This is a genomic window from Methanoculleus sp. UBA303 (genome assembly GCA_002501655.1).
Taxonomy (GTDB): Archaea; Halobacteriota; Methanomicrobia; order Methanomicrobiales; family Methanoculleaceae; genus Methanoculleus.
In genome coordinates, this window is sequence record DANY01000005.1 from 27,982 (window position 1) to 44,513 (window position 16,532).

Annotated in this window: 15 protein-coding genes and 1 rRNA gene (1 of these 16 running past the window's edge); 9 read left to right on the forward strand and 7 right to left on the reverse strand. The window is 61.3% G+C overall.

Annotation, left to right across the window (positions count from 1 at the left end):
• From BP846_RS00925 to BP846_RS00940, 4 genes are all read right to left on the reverse strand, one after another.
• A 16S ribosomal RNA gene (locus BP846_RS00925) occupies positions 1 to 79 on the reverse strand (it extends 1,422 nt beyond the left edge of the window).
• Positions 80 to 1,102: 1,023 nt separating this feature from the next.
• A complete protein-coding gene (locus tag BP846_RS00930; protein WP_292392164.1) occupies positions 1,103 to 1,840 on the reverse strand; it encodes a segregation/condensation protein A in 738 nt (245 codons plus the stop codon).
• The gene (gene smc, locus BP846_RS00935) at positions 1,833 to 5,276 is read right to left on the reverse strand and encodes a chromosome segregation protein SMC (RefSeq protein WP_292392165.1); all 3,444 of its coding nucleotides are present in this window, start codon (positions 5,274 to 5,276) and stop codon (positions 1,833 to 1,835) included. Before smc ends, BP846_RS00930 begins: the two co-directional genes overlap by 8 nt.
• Positions 5,277 to 5,293: 17 nt before the next feature.
• On the reverse strand, positions 5,294 to 5,920 hold the full coding sequence (locus BP846_RS00940; protein ID WP_292392166.1) for a hypothetical protein: 627 nt from the start codon (positions 5,918 to 5,920) through the stop codon (positions 5,294 to 5,296).
• A gap of 188 nt (positions 5,921 to 6,108) precedes the next feature.
• Here BP846_RS00940 and glyA point away from each other — a divergent pair, with 188 nt between their 5' ends.
• Genes glyA through cofE form a run of 4 tightly spaced genes read left to right on the forward strand, consistent with a single transcriptional unit; the run spans position 6,109 to position 9,822 of the window.
• Positions 6,109 to 7,380, forward strand: a complete 1,272-nt coding sequence (gene glyA / locus BP846_RS00945; protein WP_292392167.1) for a serine hydroxymethyltransferase — start codon at positions 6,109 to 6,111, stop codon at positions 7,378 to 7,380.
• Positions 7,377 to 8,228 (forward strand): bifunctional methylenetetrahydrofolate dehydrogenase/methenyltetrahydrofolate cyclohydrolase FolD, encoded by an 852-nt coding sequence (folD, locus tag BP846_RS00950; protein ID WP_292392168.1) that lies wholly within the window; start codon positions 7,377 to 7,379, stop codon positions 8,226 to 8,228. The genes glyA and folD overlap by 4 nt, the downstream gene beginning before the upstream one ends.
• Positions 8,204 to 9,019 (forward strand): dihydropteroate synthase, encoded by an 816-nt coding sequence (folP, locus tag BP846_RS00955; protein ID WP_292392169.1) that lies wholly within the window; start codon positions 8,204 to 8,206, stop codon positions 9,017 to 9,019. Before folD ends, folP begins: the two co-directional genes overlap by 25 nt.
• Positions 9,016 to 9,822 (forward strand): coenzyme F420-0:L-glutamate ligase, encoded by an 807-nt coding sequence (gene cofE / locus BP846_RS00960; RefSeq protein WP_292392170.1) that lies wholly within the window; start codon positions 9,016 to 9,018, stop codon positions 9,820 to 9,822. Before folP ends, cofE begins: the two co-directional genes overlap by 4 nt.
• Here the strand turns inward: cofE and cofC are convergent.
• A complete protein-coding gene (gene cofC, locus BP846_RS00965; protein WP_292392171.1) occupies positions 9,748 to 10,395 on the reverse strand; it encodes a 2-phospho-L-lactate guanylyltransferase in 648 nt (215 codons plus the stop codon). The two genes, cofE and cofC, sit on opposite strands and share 75 nt — an antisense overlap.
• A gap of 101 nt (positions 10,396 to 10,496) precedes the next feature.
• On the opposite strand from cofC, the gene cofG reads away from it, so the two are divergent.
• Genes cofG through BP846_RS00990 form a run of 5 tightly spaced genes read left to right on the forward strand, consistent with a single transcriptional unit; the run spans position 10,497 to position 13,513 of the window.
• Positions 10,497 to 11,483: a 7,8-didemethyl-8-hydroxy-5-deazariboflavin synthase CofG gene (gene cofG, locus BP846_RS00970; protein WP_292392172.1), complete on the forward strand. Its 987-nt coding sequence runs from the start codon at positions 10,497 to 10,499 to the stop codon at positions 11,481 to 11,483.
• A gap of 53 nt (positions 11,484 to 11,536) precedes the next feature.
• Positions 11,537 to 12,262, forward strand: coding sequence for a phosphoribosylaminoimidazolesuccinocarboxamide synthase (gene purC, locus BP846_RS00975; protein WP_292392173.1), 726 nt, complete (start codon positions 11,537 to 11,539; stop codon positions 12,260 to 12,262).
• Positions 12,259 to 12,501: a phosphoribosylformylglycinamidine synthase subunit PurS gene (purS, locus tag BP846_RS00980; RefSeq protein ID WP_292392174.1), complete on the forward strand. Its 243-nt coding sequence runs from the start codon at positions 12,259 to 12,261 to the stop codon at positions 12,499 to 12,501. Before purC ends, purS begins: the two co-directional genes overlap by 4 nt.
• 3 nt (positions 12,502 to 12,504) lie before the next feature.
• Positions 12,505 to 13,221 carry a phosphoribosylformylglycinamidine synthase I gene (purQ, locus tag BP846_RS00985; RefSeq protein ID WP_292392175.1) on the forward strand — a complete coding sequence of 239 codons (717 nt, stop codon included), beginning with the start codon at positions 12,505 to 12,507 and terminating at the stop codon, positions 13,219 to 13,221.
• A 10-nt stretch (positions 13,222 to 13,231) separates the two neighbouring features.
• Entirely contained in the window at positions 13,232 to 13,513 is a 282-nt protein-coding gene (locus tag BP846_RS00990; protein ID WP_292392176.1) for a ferredoxin-thioredoxin reductase catalytic domain-containing protein, read from the forward strand.
• Between the two features lie 151 nt (positions 13,514 to 13,664).
• On the opposite strand, the gene BP846_RS00995 is transcribed toward BP846_RS00990, so the two are convergent.
• A complete protein-coding gene (locus BP846_RS00995; protein WP_292392177.1) occupies positions 13,665 to 15,314 on the reverse strand; it encodes an ABC1 kinase family protein in 1,650 nt (549 codons plus the stop codon).
• Positions 15,315 to 15,362: 48 nt separating this feature from the next.
• Positions 15,363 to 16,532 (reverse strand): MFS transporter, encoded by a 1,170-nt coding sequence (locus BP846_RS01000; RefSeq protein WP_292392178.1) that lies wholly within the window; start codon positions 16,530 to 16,532, stop codon positions 15,363 to 15,365.

Here is a 16,532-nt window from a genome sequence, read left to right on the forward strand (position 1 = left end):
GCAGGATCAACCAGAATTTGGAAATACGCACACTACTAAACTTGGAGGAATTAGCGGTTACTGAACAAATTTCCGCATTGCCAATGCCAACGTCAGAATCAACCCGCACAAGGCGGTCACGTTGATTCTCCATCAACAGGAAAACAATGTTTATTTCGTAAGTATTTAAACACTTGCTTCCTGCATCAGATCCAAGTTTTGAGGACTCGGATCTTCATGTCCTTTTAGATTGCAGGGATTTGGCCCGAACCAGACCATGATACTTCACCTGCGCAGGAATTAACGTTTGTATTTGATTACATATAAACGTTTTCATCCTGCTTCAGGATCCATTCGAGAAGCCCGACAAGGGATTCCGGCCCGATTACAGAACCACGCTGGAACACGAGATTCCAGTCATCCTGCTTCACCTGTGCAGGAATTAATGTTTGTGAGTCATCACATATAAACATTATGTTCCTGCTTCAGAGTTCGGACCGGGAATCCACTATATATTCCCGGCCCGAATGTACCAAGCTGCTCGCATCACGCGAGCGCCGACACATCTTGTGAGAATACATATTGGTGTTCCCGATATATAAACATTGTCAACCCGTATCAGACCCAAGCCAAAACTTGGGCCCTCACAACGGTTGAAGGGGCACAGACCAGACCACCCGGAACGGGCTGCACGACCTGACGCCCTGACAACACAGCCTTACAATGTTGTCACCAATGTTATATAAACATTTCCCTGCATCGTCGGATCCAAGCACACAACTTGGACCCCCATAATCATCGGAAGCATCATGCATTCTGCACCTAACTGCAGAATCAGGCATGAGATTCGCCTCCGACTTGACTAACACATGTTGACTTCCGGGGTATTTATAGATTTACTCCAGACCCACAGAGAGAGCCGGCATACCGTTCCGGATTCGCCCCCGGACGCCACCCAACAGACTACAATAGAGAACCAGAGCGCGAAGGATATTGCCACGCGCGCAAAGTTCCAGGTCCTTATCGACCAGGAACGCCGGAATAATCGATAGAATAGCAGAATCCGCAGCCCGTGCCACCCGCCCATGCCCACCGGGCCCGGGACAGCCGACCGCGCAGGCACTTACCCGGTATCATTACCCGGAACGTGGTCGCCGATGTATACCTCACCGAAGAACTCGTCCTGCCAGAGGGCCAGTTTTCCTTCAAGCATAAGGAAAAGGAGCGGAATATAGACCTCACGCCGGGTCCGCCCCATTGCCCCGGACAGACCATCGAGCGTCAGGGGATCATCCCCATCCCGGGTGGCCCGCCGGAACTCTTCCATCACGACCGAGACCGCCTTCTGATACCCTTCATCATGCGCCACAGCAACCACATCTCCGGCGCTGAGGTTGAGATCCGGTTCCCGGGGCGCAGGCACCCTCCGGCGTTGCCTGCGGCGCTGCTCCTTCTCCGCCGTCTTCAACTGCTTGATGAGTTCGTAGAGGGTGACCGGCGGGCGTTTCCGCAGGCTCTTGCGTCCCAGGCGACGCTGGATCTCCCGTTCCAGGCGATCCATCGGCTCGATATCACCGACTGATTCAAAGTCGAAACCGAGATCGGCAAAAGACTCATCCTCCTCATCCGCAAAAAATTCTTCGTCCCCACCGTCGTCCCACCCATCGAGATAATCAGACTTCAGGCGCAACAGACACGCAGCATAGAAGAGCGTCCTCCCCGAGACCCGCAGGTCCAGTTCCTTCCGGCGGTCAAGCTCCGCCAGGAACCGGTCCGTCACATCCACGATATCGATGTTCCAGGGGTCGACCTCTCCCCGCTCGGCCATGCCCGCCAGGATCTCGACGGGTTCTTCATCCATTGTTCTGCACACCGGTCACATACGTGCTCTTGTCCGGCCGGATCGTCACGCCCACGATGCGGTCGGCGCGCTCGATCATCGGTTTCCTGAGCGAGACGATGATCGACTGCGCGTTCCCGGATAGATCGCTGATCATGGCAGCGATCCGGCCGACATTGCTTCCATCGAGAAACATGTCCACCTCGTCCAGAGCGTAGAACGGCGCGGGCATGTACTGCTGTATGGAGAAGATGAACGCGAGCGTGGTAAGCGACTTCTCGCCCCCGGAGAGCGAAGAGAGGAGATGGACCTTCTTGTCGCGCGGCTGCACTGCAAACGTCATACCGCCGGCAAACGGGTCATCCTCGTTCTCGAGGACCAGCCTCCCGCTCCCCTCGGTCAGCCGCGCGAAGATATCCTGGAAGTTCGTATCGATCGCAGAAAAAGCGGTCATGAAGGCGTCGTACTTCATCTTCTCGTACTTCTCGATCCGCTCAAGAAGCATCATCCGCTCCCGCGAGAGCACCTCCTTCTTTTCGGTTCGCTCCTCAACACGCGCGCTAACCCGGTCACACTCCTCAATCGCGAGCATGTTCACCGCGCCGATCTTTTTGAGCGCCCGTTCAGCCTCCGCAATCCCTGCATCGATAGCGGGGAGGTCAAGGTCGGTCTCCACATCGCCGGCCTGTTCCCGGAGCACCCCCAGTTCCGCCGAGAGCGAGCGCTCCCGCTCCGCGAGGGCATCGATCTGCATCCGGGTGCGCTCCATCGCACCCGAGAGATCGAGGATCTGCCGGTCCAGCACCTGGATCTCACCGATGATGCGGTCACGCTCATCGTGCAGGCCGGCAAGCTCGCTCGAGAACTCCCTCTGGCGGGTTTCCAGTTGAACGATCAGGCGGCGCAGGTTCTCAATCTGCTCCCCGGCGGCGGTGATCTCACCATCGATATCCACGTTCTTTGCCGTCAGGCGATCCCGCTCCGCGGCAAGCTCTTCTGCGCGGTTCGCGAAGTGCTGCCGCTCGCGTTTGGCGTCGGTGATATCTGCGTCTTTGTTCCGGAGCCGACGCTCGATATCTTCGACGGATTTACGGTATCGTTCATACTGCTCGGTGAGAGCGGGGATCTCGGTGTCATCAAGTTTCTTCTTGAGGTCGTCAACCTCCACCGAGAGCCGCGCAATCTCACCGGTGATCCGCTCGAGATCCGCTTCGAGCCGTGCAAGTTCCTCACCGCCGGTCTTCGCACCCTCAAGCATCTCCCGCAGGGTCGCTTCGAGGCTCTGCTTCTCCCCGGTGAGCACTTCGGTACGCTTCCGGAACTCCTCCGCAAGCATGCGGTAGCGCGCAGCCTGTTCATCAACCGCACTCCGCTCCGCCCGCTTCGCCTCAGCGGCCGCAGCGAAGCGGCGGATGGACGCATCGATCTCCGCCGCCTCCGCCTCGAGGCCGGCGAGTGTTGCACGGACCCGCGCGATATCGTCGTCGACCGCCACCCCGAATCCACGGACCTTCTTCACCTGCGCGCCGCCGGTCATGGCGCCGCTCTTCTCAACGAAGTCTCCGTCCAGGGTGACCATCCTGTACCGGCCCATCAGCCGCCGCGCCCGTTCAAGGGTATCCACCACTACCGTCGCACCGAAGACGACCCGGAAGGCAGGGTCAAACACCGGGTCGAACTCCAGGAGGTCGACAGCGTATCCGACGATGCCCGGGTCCGCCTCCAGCGGCGAGAGGAACGGGGGCCGGAGTTTGTTGAGCGGCAGGAAGGTGACCCGCCCGAGACGGCTCTCTTTCAGGTAGCGGATAGCATCGGCCGCGACCGCATCGGTATCCACGATCGCCCAGCGGAGCCGGCCCATGGCCGCCACATCAAGCGCGGTTGCGTACTCCGGCGGCGCCCGCCCGAGTTGCGCAACAGTGCCGTGGACGCCCTCCATACCAAGGACAACGTCCATTGCTCTTCCGCCGGCATCGCCCTGCGCCTGCTGCTGCGCTTCGTAACGCATCAGGCTCTGCTGATTCTCCCGGATCTCCTTCTGCAGCCGGTCAAGGGCCGACCGCCGCGCAAAGAGCGTACTCTCGGCTTCGGAGAGGTCGCGTTCTATCCGGCGCTTCTCTCCCTCGCAGCCGGCCATGCTGGATGAGTAGTCCGTGACCTGCGCCTGCTTGTTCGCCAGTTCCTCATCGATCTGGCGGGCGCGCACTTCCAGGCGCTCACGCTCCGACGTCCGCATCCGGCTCTTCTCGATGAGGATATCCTGTTCGCGGAGGATCTTCCCCCGGAGTTCTTTTCTGCTTTCGAGGTCCTGCAGCCGGGCGAAGAGCTGGTCCTTGATCTCCTCGACCTCCTTGCTCTCGCCAGCTATGCGCTCCTCGACCGCCTTCATCTGCTCGCGCTGCGTCGAGAGTTCCATAGCAAGGCTCGCCCGGTCGATCGAGAGGTTGCGGATCTGCCCCGCGCACTCCTCGACCTTCGCCTCGGCGCGCCTGCTGTCCATGTAGACCCGCTGGACCGCTTCGAGGTTCTCATCCCGGCTGGCTTTCAGGCGCTCGACGTTCTTCTCGGCGAGTTTGACCCCGCCCCGCGCCTCCTCAAGCCGCCCGACAAGCGCGAGGTACTCTGGACCGCTCTTCCGGCTGATCTCTTCATCGACCGCGTGTTGACGCCCGCGCGCCTCCTCGAGGCCTGCCTTTGCAGATTCCATCTCGCCGGCGGTGCGCCCGAGCGCCGCCTGCTGATCGAGCGCGAGACCGTGGAGAGTGCCGATCTCCTGCTCCTTCTGCCGGACGAGCGCCGCCCCCCGGCACTGCCCGAAATGCTCCAGCTGTTCCTGCCACCGCCGGTACTCCACAGCCTGCTCGCGCTCATGCTGAAGTGCATCCAGCCGGGCTACGAGTTCATTGAGGAGGATCTCCTCACGCTCGATCCGTTCCCGCACCACCTCAAGCTCCGAGAACGCCTGTTCGCGCTTATGATCGAACTCGGCGACGCCTGCTATCTCGTCGATGATCTTGCGCCGCTCGCCGTCGCTCATCTCCATGATACGGGTGATATCGCCCTGCATGACGACGTTGTAGCCCTCAGGCTTGATCCCGAGCTTCGCAAGGAACTCGATGACGTCGCTCTGCTTGCAGAGGCGATTATTCAGGTAGTTATAACTATAGTAGCCCGCTGACGTCCGCTTGATCCGGCGGCGGATCGTCGTGCCGTCTGAGAACGTGACCCCAACCTCGGCGGTGTTCTTCCCGGAGTTGACGTTGATCAGGTCGGTCAGTTTCTCGGCCCGCAGCCCCCGCGCACCCGAGAGAGCAAGGACGAAGAGGATACTGTCGATGATGTTGCTCTTTCCGGAACCGTTCGGGCCTGAGACGACAGTAAATCCTTCAAAAAAAGGAATTTTGGTCTTCCTGGCGAAAGACTTGAAGTTGTCGATCTCAAGCTGCGTGATGTACAAGGATCAGGCTCCCCTGGCTACCTGTCAAGGTCGACCGTGTCGTCCTCTTCAGCCTGGATGACATTGTCAACCTCCCGCTTCTTCTGCTCCACGAAGAGCGTCCGGTCGGACGACCTGCCACCTCTTCCCCGGCCCTTCACCGGGGCGTTCCCGAATTTGGTGCTGGCGATGATATACTCCGAGGACCTCCTCGGCTCCGGTTTCAGCGTCCCGTCGTTCTGCATGATGAGTTCCAGGTCCCGGTCTTCCGGGTCGGGCCTGGCCGGCCGCTTCTCCGCCAGCTGCGCGGAACCCGGGGGTTCAGCGGCACGCGACGGTGCCGCGGGTTCGGCGCTGGCGCGGGGCTCTGCCCGGAGCGTGGCCCCGGCCTTCCTTCCTTCAGCCGCCACCGGCTTTACCTTGCGCTCCTCCGCATCCCGGGAGAGGTTCATCGTCACGGATTTGAGATCCAGGATCTCTCCCATCAGGCCCTTCACCAGGGCCTCGAGTTCCCGCACCTTCCGCTCCAGATCGCGCAGACGCTCACCTTCTGCCTCCTGTACCGGTACCGGGGGCTGATCATATTCCGTCATCGTCTCCATCTCCTTCTCGCGTTCAGCGAGTTCTCGCTCAAGGAACCGTATCCTCGCATCTTTTTGCGCCATTGTCTCCCTCGAATTAATCCTTGATAATAATTACGTAATAATATTACTATGGGTTCTCGAAAAGAAGAATGATTACATTTTATCCAGGATGTGGCAGAAGAATAACCGGCAACCACCAGATAAGCAGCCATCATGAACGAATCATGTAAAAGAAAGAATATTACCTCACCCGAGCAATCTTTTCCTGCATGTCTAGTCTGGCAAACTTCGATCCAGAAGTCGCAGGTCTCATCGAGAAAGAGCGCCTGCGTCAGATCAATGGGTTGGAACTGATTGCCTCCGAGAACGTCGTCAGCAAGGCGGTTCTCGAGGCGATGGGTTCTATCATGACCAATAAGTACGCTGAGGGGTACCCCGGCAAGCGCTACTACGGCGGTTGCGAGTTCCATGACGTCGTGGAGAACCTGGCGCGCGACCGGATGTGTAAACTCTTCGGTGCGGAGCACGCAAACGTCCAGCCGCATTCAGGAAGCCAGGCAAACCAGGCAGTCTACTTTGCCTATCTCAACTACAAGGATAGGATCATGAGCCAGAGCCTCACCCAGGGCGGCCACCTCTCCCACGGCTCGCCGGTCAATATCACCGGGCGCTGGTACTCGATCTTTCACTACGGCGTCGATTCCGTGACGGAGACACTCGATTACGCGGTCATCGAGGAGATGGCGCGGATCGTGAAGCCGCAGATCATCGTCTGCGGTGCGAGCGCCTACCCGCGCGAGATCGACTTCAAGGCGTTCCAGGAGGTCGCGGATAGCGTCGGTGCGCGGTGCATGGCCGACATAGCCCACATCGCCGGGCTCTGCGCGACCGGATACCACAACTCCCCGGTCGGGGTCGTCGACATCGTGACGACGACGACGCACAAGACCCTGCGGGGGCCTCGCGGCGGCGCCATCATGTGCAGCAAGGAGGATGCTTCCGCCATCGACAAGTCCATCTTCCCGGGCATGCAGGGCGGCCCGCTGATGCATACCATCGCCGCAAAGGCAGTCTGCTTCAAGGAAGCGCTGACCCCTGCATACAAGGACTACTGCGGGCAGGTCGTCAAGAACGCCCGCACGATGGCTGATGTCCTCGGCCAGGAAGGGCTCGACCTCGTCTCCGGCGGCACCGATAACCACCTCATTCTGCTCGACCTGACCGGGGTCTCCACAAACGGCGAGCACCTCACGGGCCTCGCGGCCGAGGTCGCGCTCGGCGAGGCGGGCATCACCGTGAACAAGAACACCATCCCCCGCGAACAGCTCAGCCCCTTCGTGACGAGCGGCCTCCGCATCGGCACACCGGCGGTCACCTCCCGCGGCATGAAAGAGGAAGAGATGAAGCAGATCGGCCACTGGATCGCCCGGGTCGTAAAGGATATCGCCAGGGATCGGACCTCGAAGAAGGCGATCACCGAAGTGAGGGAAGAGGTTATTGCCCTCGCAAGCAAGTATCCCCTCTACCCTGAAGTAGCATGATACTCGACGGTAAAGCAGTCTCTGAAAAGAGGCTTGAGCTCCTCAAGGAGAAGATAGATGAGTCCGGGCTCTACCCGCGCCTCGCGACCGTCATCGTGGGCGAAGACCCCGGGTCAAAACTCTATGTCCGCATGAAGCACCGGGCGTGCGAGCGTGTCGGGATCGGCTCGGTCGGCATCGAGCTCCCGGAGGACGCCTCCACTGAGCGGGTGCTCGAGGCGGTCGCGCGCCTCAACAACGACACGGACATCGACGGTATCCTGGTCCAGTTGCCGCTTCCATCGGGGGTGGACACCACCCGCATCATTGATGCGGTCGCGCCCGGAAAGGATGTGGACGGGTTCCACCCCTACAACCTGGGCCGGCTTCTTGCCGGGAACCCGATCTTCGCCCCCTGCACCCCACAGGGGATCATGACAATCCTTGACGAGTACGGGATCCCGACCGAAGGACAACGGGCGGTCGTCATCGGCCGGAGCATCGATGTAGGGAGGCCCATGGCTGTCCTGCTCCTGAACGCAGACGCAACCGTCACCATCTGCCACTCGAAGACGAAGAACCTTGAAGATGAGATGAGAGGCGCCGATATCCTCATCAGCGCGGTCGGAAAAGCGAAGTTTGTCAGACCGAATATGGTGAAGGAAGGAGCAACGATCATCGACGTCGGCATCAACTACGACGAGCAGGGCAAACTCTGCGGCGACGTTGACTTCGAGGGAGTGAGAGAGCGGGCAGGAGCGATAACCCCGGTCCCCGGCGGCGTCGGCCCTATGACAATCGCGACACTGATGGAGAACACCTTCAGGGCGGCCAGGTTGAGGTCATGCTGCAACGACACTGCACGGTAAACCGTCTCCGGATCGGCGGCGACGCTCCGGTTCGCCTGATGGGTATCATCAACTGCAGCCCGGAATCGTTCTACCGGGGTTCCTATACCCCAACCGGGGGGATACACGACCGGGCTGTTGCCATGCTTGATGAGGGTGCCGATATGATCGACCTCGGGGCGCGGAGCACGGCCCCGGGCTCCCACCCCATCACCGTCGCCGAGGAGGCGGCACGGGTGGATGCGGCGCTCTCGGAACTCGACGGGACCGGGATAACCCTCTCGGTGGATACCCGCTATGCGGAGGTGCTCGAGGTCTGCCTCCGCCACGACATCCATGCGGTGAACGATATATCCGGGCTTGCCGACGAGCGGTACGCGCGGGCAGTCGCCGACTCCGGGCTACCGGTCTTTGCGATGGCGAGTTTTCATGAGCCCGGCGATGCCACCGGCCTTGCCGCTACCCTCTCGGCACTCGAAGCGGTTGTGACACGGTGCGCGCGGCTCGGGATTGAAGAATATGTCCTCGACCCTGCAGTCGGGAGATGGATCCCGGAGCGGACGAGTGATGACGATTGGGAACTCTGCAGGAACTTCGGGTCATTCTCGGCCTTCGGCCGCCCGGTACTCGCCGCTATCTCCCGGAAGTCGTTCATCGGGGACCTGCTCGGAAGAGATCCCGAAGAACGGCTCGCAGGAACGCTCGCGCTCACGATGGTCCTGGCGGGAGAGGGAGCAGCCGTGGTGCGGAGCCACGATGTCAGGGAGACCGCCGATCTCCTCAGGGTCCACGAGAAGACGAGGCGAGCATGACGGCGCCATCGTTCTCTGTGTACGGCCTTGCGACCCCCCTGGTCCATGCCGGCGACGACATGGCAACCCATATCCTCGCGGCCGTCAAGCGCTCGGAGTGCCGGGGGCTACAGGCAGGGGACATCGTGGTCGTTGCCGAGTCGGCCCTGGCCACAGCAGAAGGGCGGACCACAAGACTGGCCGATATCGAGCCCTCGGCCGAAGCGCTTCGGTTCGCCGAAGAATACCACATGGACCCCCGCCATGTCGAGGTGGTGCTCCGGGAGAGCGACCGGGTCGTCGGAGGTATCCCGGGGTTCCTGCTCTGTATGAAGGGCGGGACACTCCTCCCCAACGCAGGTATCGACGCCTCCAACGCCCCCTCCGGCTCCGTCGTCCTCCTTCCTGTCGACCCTGATGCATCCGCTGCGCGTATACGCGCTGCCATAGCGGAGCGGACGGGGGCCGACGTCGGCGTCATCGTAATCGATTCCCGGACGCATGCGATGCGACTTGGGTGCAGCGGGGTCGCCATCGGGTGCTCGGGCATTCCCTCGGTGATCGATGAACGCGGAAAACAGGACCTTTTCGGCCGTGAACTCGAGGTCACCAAGCGGGCGGTGGCAGACTGCATCGCATCAGCGGCCGAACTGGTGATGGGAGAGGCGAACGAGTGCGTCCCCGCAGCCGTGGTGCGGGGGATCGGGCTCCCCACCGGCGACTACGCCGGGGTCGCCACCATCGACGCGTCAGAGTGTCTCTTCATGGGCGTCGCGCTGCACACCGACCCGGCCCTTCTCGTCGATGGCAAGAGAAAACCCTGAACTCTCCAGGAATTCCCTGCTCTTTCTCCCTTTTCCGTGGATGAGGATCTCGACGAGGTCTTCCTTCTCATCGATATCAGTCGACATCCGGAACGAGTCGATCACCTCGACGGAGAAGCCGCACTCCTTTGCAACCTGCAGGTGGTCGAGGAAACTTGCGCCGTAGAAGTCGGCGTGGAAGCATTGCGGTTTTTTCAGGAATATGATGTTTGTCCCGCCGCCCCGGCCCGGCACGATGGCCATGTCCTTCTCGGTGCGGATCAGCCGCTGGATATCTCCGGCCGTCACCAGAGGGAGGTCAGCCATGATGATGAGCCCCGGGCAGTGGAACTGCCGGAGCGCCCAGTTGATCGCCTCGTTGAGGGACTCCTTCCTGACGGCAATGAGCGCGTTCTCGTGTTTGAAGGGATGGGTGCAGAGCAGGGTGGCGCTGCACCCGGACTTCAGCACAGAGGCGATCACATCTTCAAGCATTGTCCGGGCGAACGCCTCCCGCTCATCCTGGTTGAGGATGCAGGAGAGGCGCGTTTTGGGGTTTACGGGCTTAAAGGGGATGAGCGCATGGAAGTACATTGTGAAACGGTTGTCGGGGCAGCATCAAAAAGGCATCGTTACGGATGTGCGCCGGATAACCAGCCCCTAAACTTCAAGTGGGGAGGCGCCGACATGTATCCATGCACCGCCGCGTGATCACCTACTCAAGGAACGCATTCCTCCCCTTGACAACGGTCTGCAGAAACCGTTGCGGCTACTGCTGTTTTCGGACCCCGGTACGGGAGGGATGCATCATGCCCCCGGACGAGATGCTCCGCACCATGGACGTGAGTGCAAGCCTCGGCTGCACGGAGGCGCTCTTCACCTTCGGGGAGCGCCCGGGCGAGGTGCCCGGGTTCACCTCCATGCTCGGGACGTTCGGCTACACGGATATCCTCGACTACGTCTACGACCTCTCTCTTGCGGCCATCGAACGGGGGCTCCTGCCGCACACCAACGCCGGCATCCTCTCCTACGGGGAACTCGACCGGCTCCGCGGGGTGAACGCGAGCATGGGGCTGATGCTTGAGACGACCGCAGACGTCCCCGCGCACAGGGATTCTCCGGGGAAGGACCCCGGCGTCCGGATCGATATGATCGAGAACGCCGGGAAACTCTCGATACCGTTCACGACCGGTATCCTGGTCGGGATCGGTGAGACGATGGAGGACCGCGAGGAGTCGCTCCGGGTCATCCGGGACCTCCACCGACGATTCGGCCACATCCAGGAAGTGATCGTGCAGAACTTCTGCCCGAAGCCCGGGACGCTGATGGAAGGCGCGCCGGCGCCCGATACAAGCGAACTCTGTGCGACGATAACCCTCGCCAGGGAGATCCTCCCCCGCGATGTGGCTGTGCAGATACCCCCGAACCTTGCAGACGCGTCTCACCTGGTCGGGTGCGGCGTGGACGACCTCGGCGGGGTCTCCCCGCTCACCATCGACTACGTCAACCCCGAGCGCCCCTGGCCGGAGATCGAAGAACTGAGAAGGGTGGCCGGAGACGCCGAACTGCGGGAGCGGCTCTGCATCTACCCGCAGTACATCGAGAAAAGCTGGTATTCTCCTCTTCTCGAACCCCTGATCCGGCGGCTTGCGGAGAGGCTTCGTGTCATCCAGCAGGGGTGAGGGTGCATAACCTCATCATGAATCCCGATCAACACCTACCAGGAGATTTGGCCATGAAACAGGTAGACCTCCTCTACACAGGGAAGGCAAAGTCCGTCTATCGCACCGATGACCCGGACGTATACATCATGAAGTTCCGGGACGACATCACGGCTTTTGACGGCGGAAAGAAAGATACCCTGGGCGGCAAGGGGAGATATAACGCAGAAGTATCCTCTTTCTTCTTCAGGTATCTGGAGGAGAACGGGATCGGTACCCACTACCTCGCAAGCGTTGAACCCGCTACCATTGCGGTGCGGAACCTGACGATGATCCCGCTTGAGGTTATCGTCAGGAACGTCGCGGCCGGGTCCATCGTGCGCAACTACCCGTTCCGTGAAGGGGAACCGCTCGACCCACCGGTGATCGTCATCGACTACAAGAGCGACGCCCACCACGACCCGATGCTGAACGACGACCTGATCTATGCCCTGGATCTTGCCACGCCCGAGGAACTCGACCAGATCAAGGCCATGGCGCTCGCGATAAACGAAGTGCTCCAGGAGTACCTTGACCGGCGCGGCATCACCCTGGTCGACTTCAAGCTCGAGTTCGGCCGGTATAACGGAGAGATCATCGTCGGCGACGAGATCAGCATGGACTCGATGCGGCTCTGGGACAAAGAGACCGGGGCGTCTCTTGACAAGGATGTCTACCGTTTCAACAAGGGGGATGTCATGGAGACCTACGCTGGCGTCGCGAAGCGAATACTCTCCCCGCCCCGAGGAGGAACTGCATGAACTACGATGTAACGATCACCATTGCACTCAAAGAGGGAATGCTGAACCCTGAAGCACGCGCCATCCGGCACGCCCTCGCGAACCTGGGGTTCCCGACCGAGGACCTGAGCACAGCGCGTCTCTACCGGATCACGCTCGACGCGGCGGATGTGGCGGCGGCAGAGGAAGAGGCCCGGCAGATGTGCGAGCGGCTCCTCGCAAACCCGGTCATTCACCACTACACGATTGAGGTCGAGTGAGGCATGAAATTTGCTGTGGTACAGTTCGGCGGCAGTAACTGCGACCAGGACACCTACCACGTTCTCACGGACGTCTGTGGGGTAGACACAGACCTTGTCTGGTACAAGGACGGGCTTCGCCGTCCCTACGATGCCGTGGTCCTCCCGGGGGGGTTCTCATACGGGGACTACCTCCGGGCGGGGGCCATCGCTGCACGGACCCCGGTCATGGCCGAGATCGTCAGGCACGCGAAGAGCGGAGGGCTGGTCCTCGGCATATGCAACGGCGCGCAGATCGGCTCGGAGGCCGGACTGGTCCCGGGCACCTTCACGCTGAACGCTTACCCGAAGTTCATATCACGACATGCCTACCTCCGCGTCGAGAACACCACGTCCCCGTTCACCGGGCTCTACCGGGAAGGCGAGGTTATCCGGGTACCTATCGCCCACAAAGAAGGCCGGTACGTCGCCCCCGACGATGTGATCGCGCGGCTGAACGGTGACGGAAGGGTCGCGTTCCGGTTCTGCGACGAGCACGGCAACATAACACCCGAGAGCAACCCGAACGGGTCGGCGGAGAACATAACCGGCGTCCTCTCGGAGGCGGGAAACGTGCTCGCGATGATGCCCCATCCCGAGCGGGCGAGTGAGGCCGCGCTCGGATCAGAGGACGGCGTCAAAATCTTTAACTCAATGATAGCACATATCGAAGAGCACGGGCACCGGGGGCCTATGCGGTAGGAGTTCAGTCATGACCGAGGAAGAGAACGAGGCAACGCATACCAGGGCAAAGGAGTACGCGAAGGAGAAAGGCTACGTGCTGAATGTCGACGAGAAACAGCTCTCGGCCGTCCTTCGCGGGCTTGCCCGGAACAAAGAACGGTTCGGGGCGGCATACTGCCCCTGCAGGCTCCGGAGCGGCGACCCCGAGAAAGACCAGATCATCATCTGCCCCTGTATCTACCACGAAAAAGAGATCAAGGAGCAGGGCACGTGCCACTGCAGACTGTTCTTCAAGAAGAAATCCGAATAACTTTTTTACCCCCGGGGTCATGGTGATGTGGTCTCGCGCGAAGTGCGAGCATGAGAAGCCATCAGGCTTCGAGGCGTGAAGAGGGGATGTGGAACATCGGTTAGGTGGGGCACACCCGGATCGGCGCCCGCGGAGATCGGGACCGCTACATTCACCGCCGGAGAGCGCGACCATGCCTGAGGACGCTATAGACCGCATAGAACCCAATAACCACTGCAAACACGTAGCCCAGGGCGGCGAGGGTCGAGACATATCCGGGGATCGGGAGATCGGCCACCCGGAGTATCAGCGACGAGCCCACGACGATCGCAGCGACCACCAGCCCGACGATGATCTTGTCGCTCGTCCGGTCGATGACGCCGACGATCCTCTGGAGGTCGTTATCCTCGAGCTCGATCGTGACGGTGCCCTCCGAGAGGGTCTTTAAGGTCTCGTTCACGTTCTCCGGGATGGCGAGCAGGCCCTCCGCCGCGCTCACCAGGGAGCGCACCGCATTCCCCATGGTCTCGGGAGATAACCGCTGCTGTGCGGCAATCTCTATCAGGTACGGCCGGATCTTCTGGTCGAAGTTAAACGTTGGATCGAGCCGGATGCCGATGTCCATCACCATGACGATCACCTTCATCATGAGCATCAGGCTGGGCGGGACACGGATGTGATACCTGCGAAGAGTATCGGTCAGACCCCGGATCGCAACCGCAAAGTTCACCCGTTCGAGTTTCATCTCCCGGTAATCGAGCAGGACCAGGTAGAGGTCATCCTTCACGGCATCGAGATCCGCCGGATTGATGTGCACATCAAGCCTCCCGAGCGCCGTGATCACCCCGGTGACGTTCGTCCGGGTCATGGCGAGGAGGAGATCGACGAAGACGCGCCTTCTCTCCGGGCGGAGGACACCGACGATGCCGTAGTCGAGAAAGGCGATCTCGCCCTGAGCCGTCACCAGGAGGTTTCCGGGATGCGGGTCGCCGTGAAAGAAACCGTCAACGAAGATCTGATTGACGTAGGCATGAAACCCGAGGTCCGCGATCTCCTCCGGAAAGAGACCGAACGCCCGGATGGCCTCCACGTCGTCGATCCGCACTCCCTCGATATAGTCCATGGCAAGCAGGCGGGGGCCGGAGATATGCCAGTGTATGCGGGGAATGAGCACGCACGGGATATCGTGCATGTTCCTCCGGAGACGCTCTGCGTTCATCCCATCCTGGGAAAAATCCAGCTCGCGCCGGATCTGGACTGAGAACTCTTCCACCATGCCCTGCAGGTTATAGACCCGCAGGTCCGGGAAGATCGACTCTACCCGCCTTGCAAGCGACTGCAGGATCAGGAGATCGGTCTCGATAAGGTCAACGATCCCGGGGCGCTGCACCTTGAGGGCGACGACCCGGCCGTCTCTTGTCACCGCACGATGCACCTGGGAGAGGGAAGCCGCTGCGACCGGCTCCTCCTCGATGATATCAAAACACTCCTCAAGGTTCGGGCAATATTCCCGGATCACCGGCCTAATCTCCTCAAACGGGAGCGGAGCAACCCGGTCCTGCAGCCTCTGCAGTTCCTCGATAAGTTCGGGCGGGAGGAGTTCCCGGCGGGTGCTCATGATCTGGCCGAACTTTATGTAGGCGGGCCCCAGTTCCTCGATGGCAAGACGGATCCGTTCGTATACCGTCCGTTTCTCCTCGACGGGCTTACGGGCCCCCCGTAACCGCCCGACCCCGGGAAAAACCTCCTCGACGAGGATCCCAAAACCATACCTGGACAGCACATCCGCAATCTGCCGGTAGCGCTGGAACCGGGTGACCATCGCGGATGCATCCGCTCTCCCTATACTTAAGAGGTTGGAGCCGGATCATCACCGGGAGAGAGGCCGGCTCCGGGAGAGCGACTTCCAGGGATAGGGGACGGCAAGGAAGAGCGGGACAGCAAGGACGATCGCGAGCGGGATCGTCATGAGGCCGAGCGGGAGCGAGGCCGTCAGGTCGGCGATCCACCCGGTGACCGCAACCCCCATCCCGCCCACGCCGACCGCAAGCCCGAGCATCAGGCCGGAGACGAGCCCGACGTTCCCCGGGGCCATCTCGTGGGCCATGGCGACGGTGACGGCGAAGGTCGACCAGAGGATGAACCCGAAGACGATCATCGCGACCAGCGAGACGATGCCCCCGGTCGTGAGGAATATAATGAACGGCGGGATGGCGGCAACAAGCCCGATGAGCGTGTATTCTTTGCGGCCGTAGCGGTCGGAGAGCGTGCCCCCGACGAGTTGCCCCACGACCCCGGCGATGAGCATGCCCGAGACCAACAGGTTCGCGGTCACGAGGTCGATGCCCCGCAAGGTGAGGATGGTCGGGAGGAAAGCGACCGAGCCGAAGATTGCCCATGCCCGGAGGCCCGAGGCCGCGACCAGGAGAGCGATCGCCCGGTATGCGGGCCGTTCGGTCCTGGGGGCCGCAACGGGGGTCTTGAGGCGCTCCGGTGGCGGGAGGATGCGCCGGAGGACCACCGCCATCACGATGCCGGGGATGACGAGCAAGACGAGGCCCTGAAGGCCCATGAGCCCGACAGCGACCCCTGCGCATATGGGGCCGATGGCGTAGCCCAGGTTGCCGCCGATGACGAAGTAGGAGGTGATCCGGCCCCGGCTCGCGTCGCGGGTCAGGCGGCTGACGGTTCCGAGCGCGCTCGGGTGGAAGAAGGCGTGTCCCAGCGCGGCGACGGCGACGGATGCGAGGACAAGGTAGTAGTTGTCGAAGAGGCCGATGACGGATATGAACGTCGCGCTGATGAGGACCGTCGTGCTGATGTGGACGGCAAACCCCCGGGTATCGAAGACCCAGCCGACGAGCGGCTGCACGAGCGACGATGTGAGGTTGTAGACCGTGATGATCAGCCCGGCAAGGAAGAACGAGTAGCCCTGCTCTGCAATGAGGAGCGGCAGGATGGCAGGGAGGACCGGCGAGTAGAGGTCGGTCACCAGGTGGGCGGCGGAGAGTCCCCAGACTGATTTCGTATCGGAGGTCAC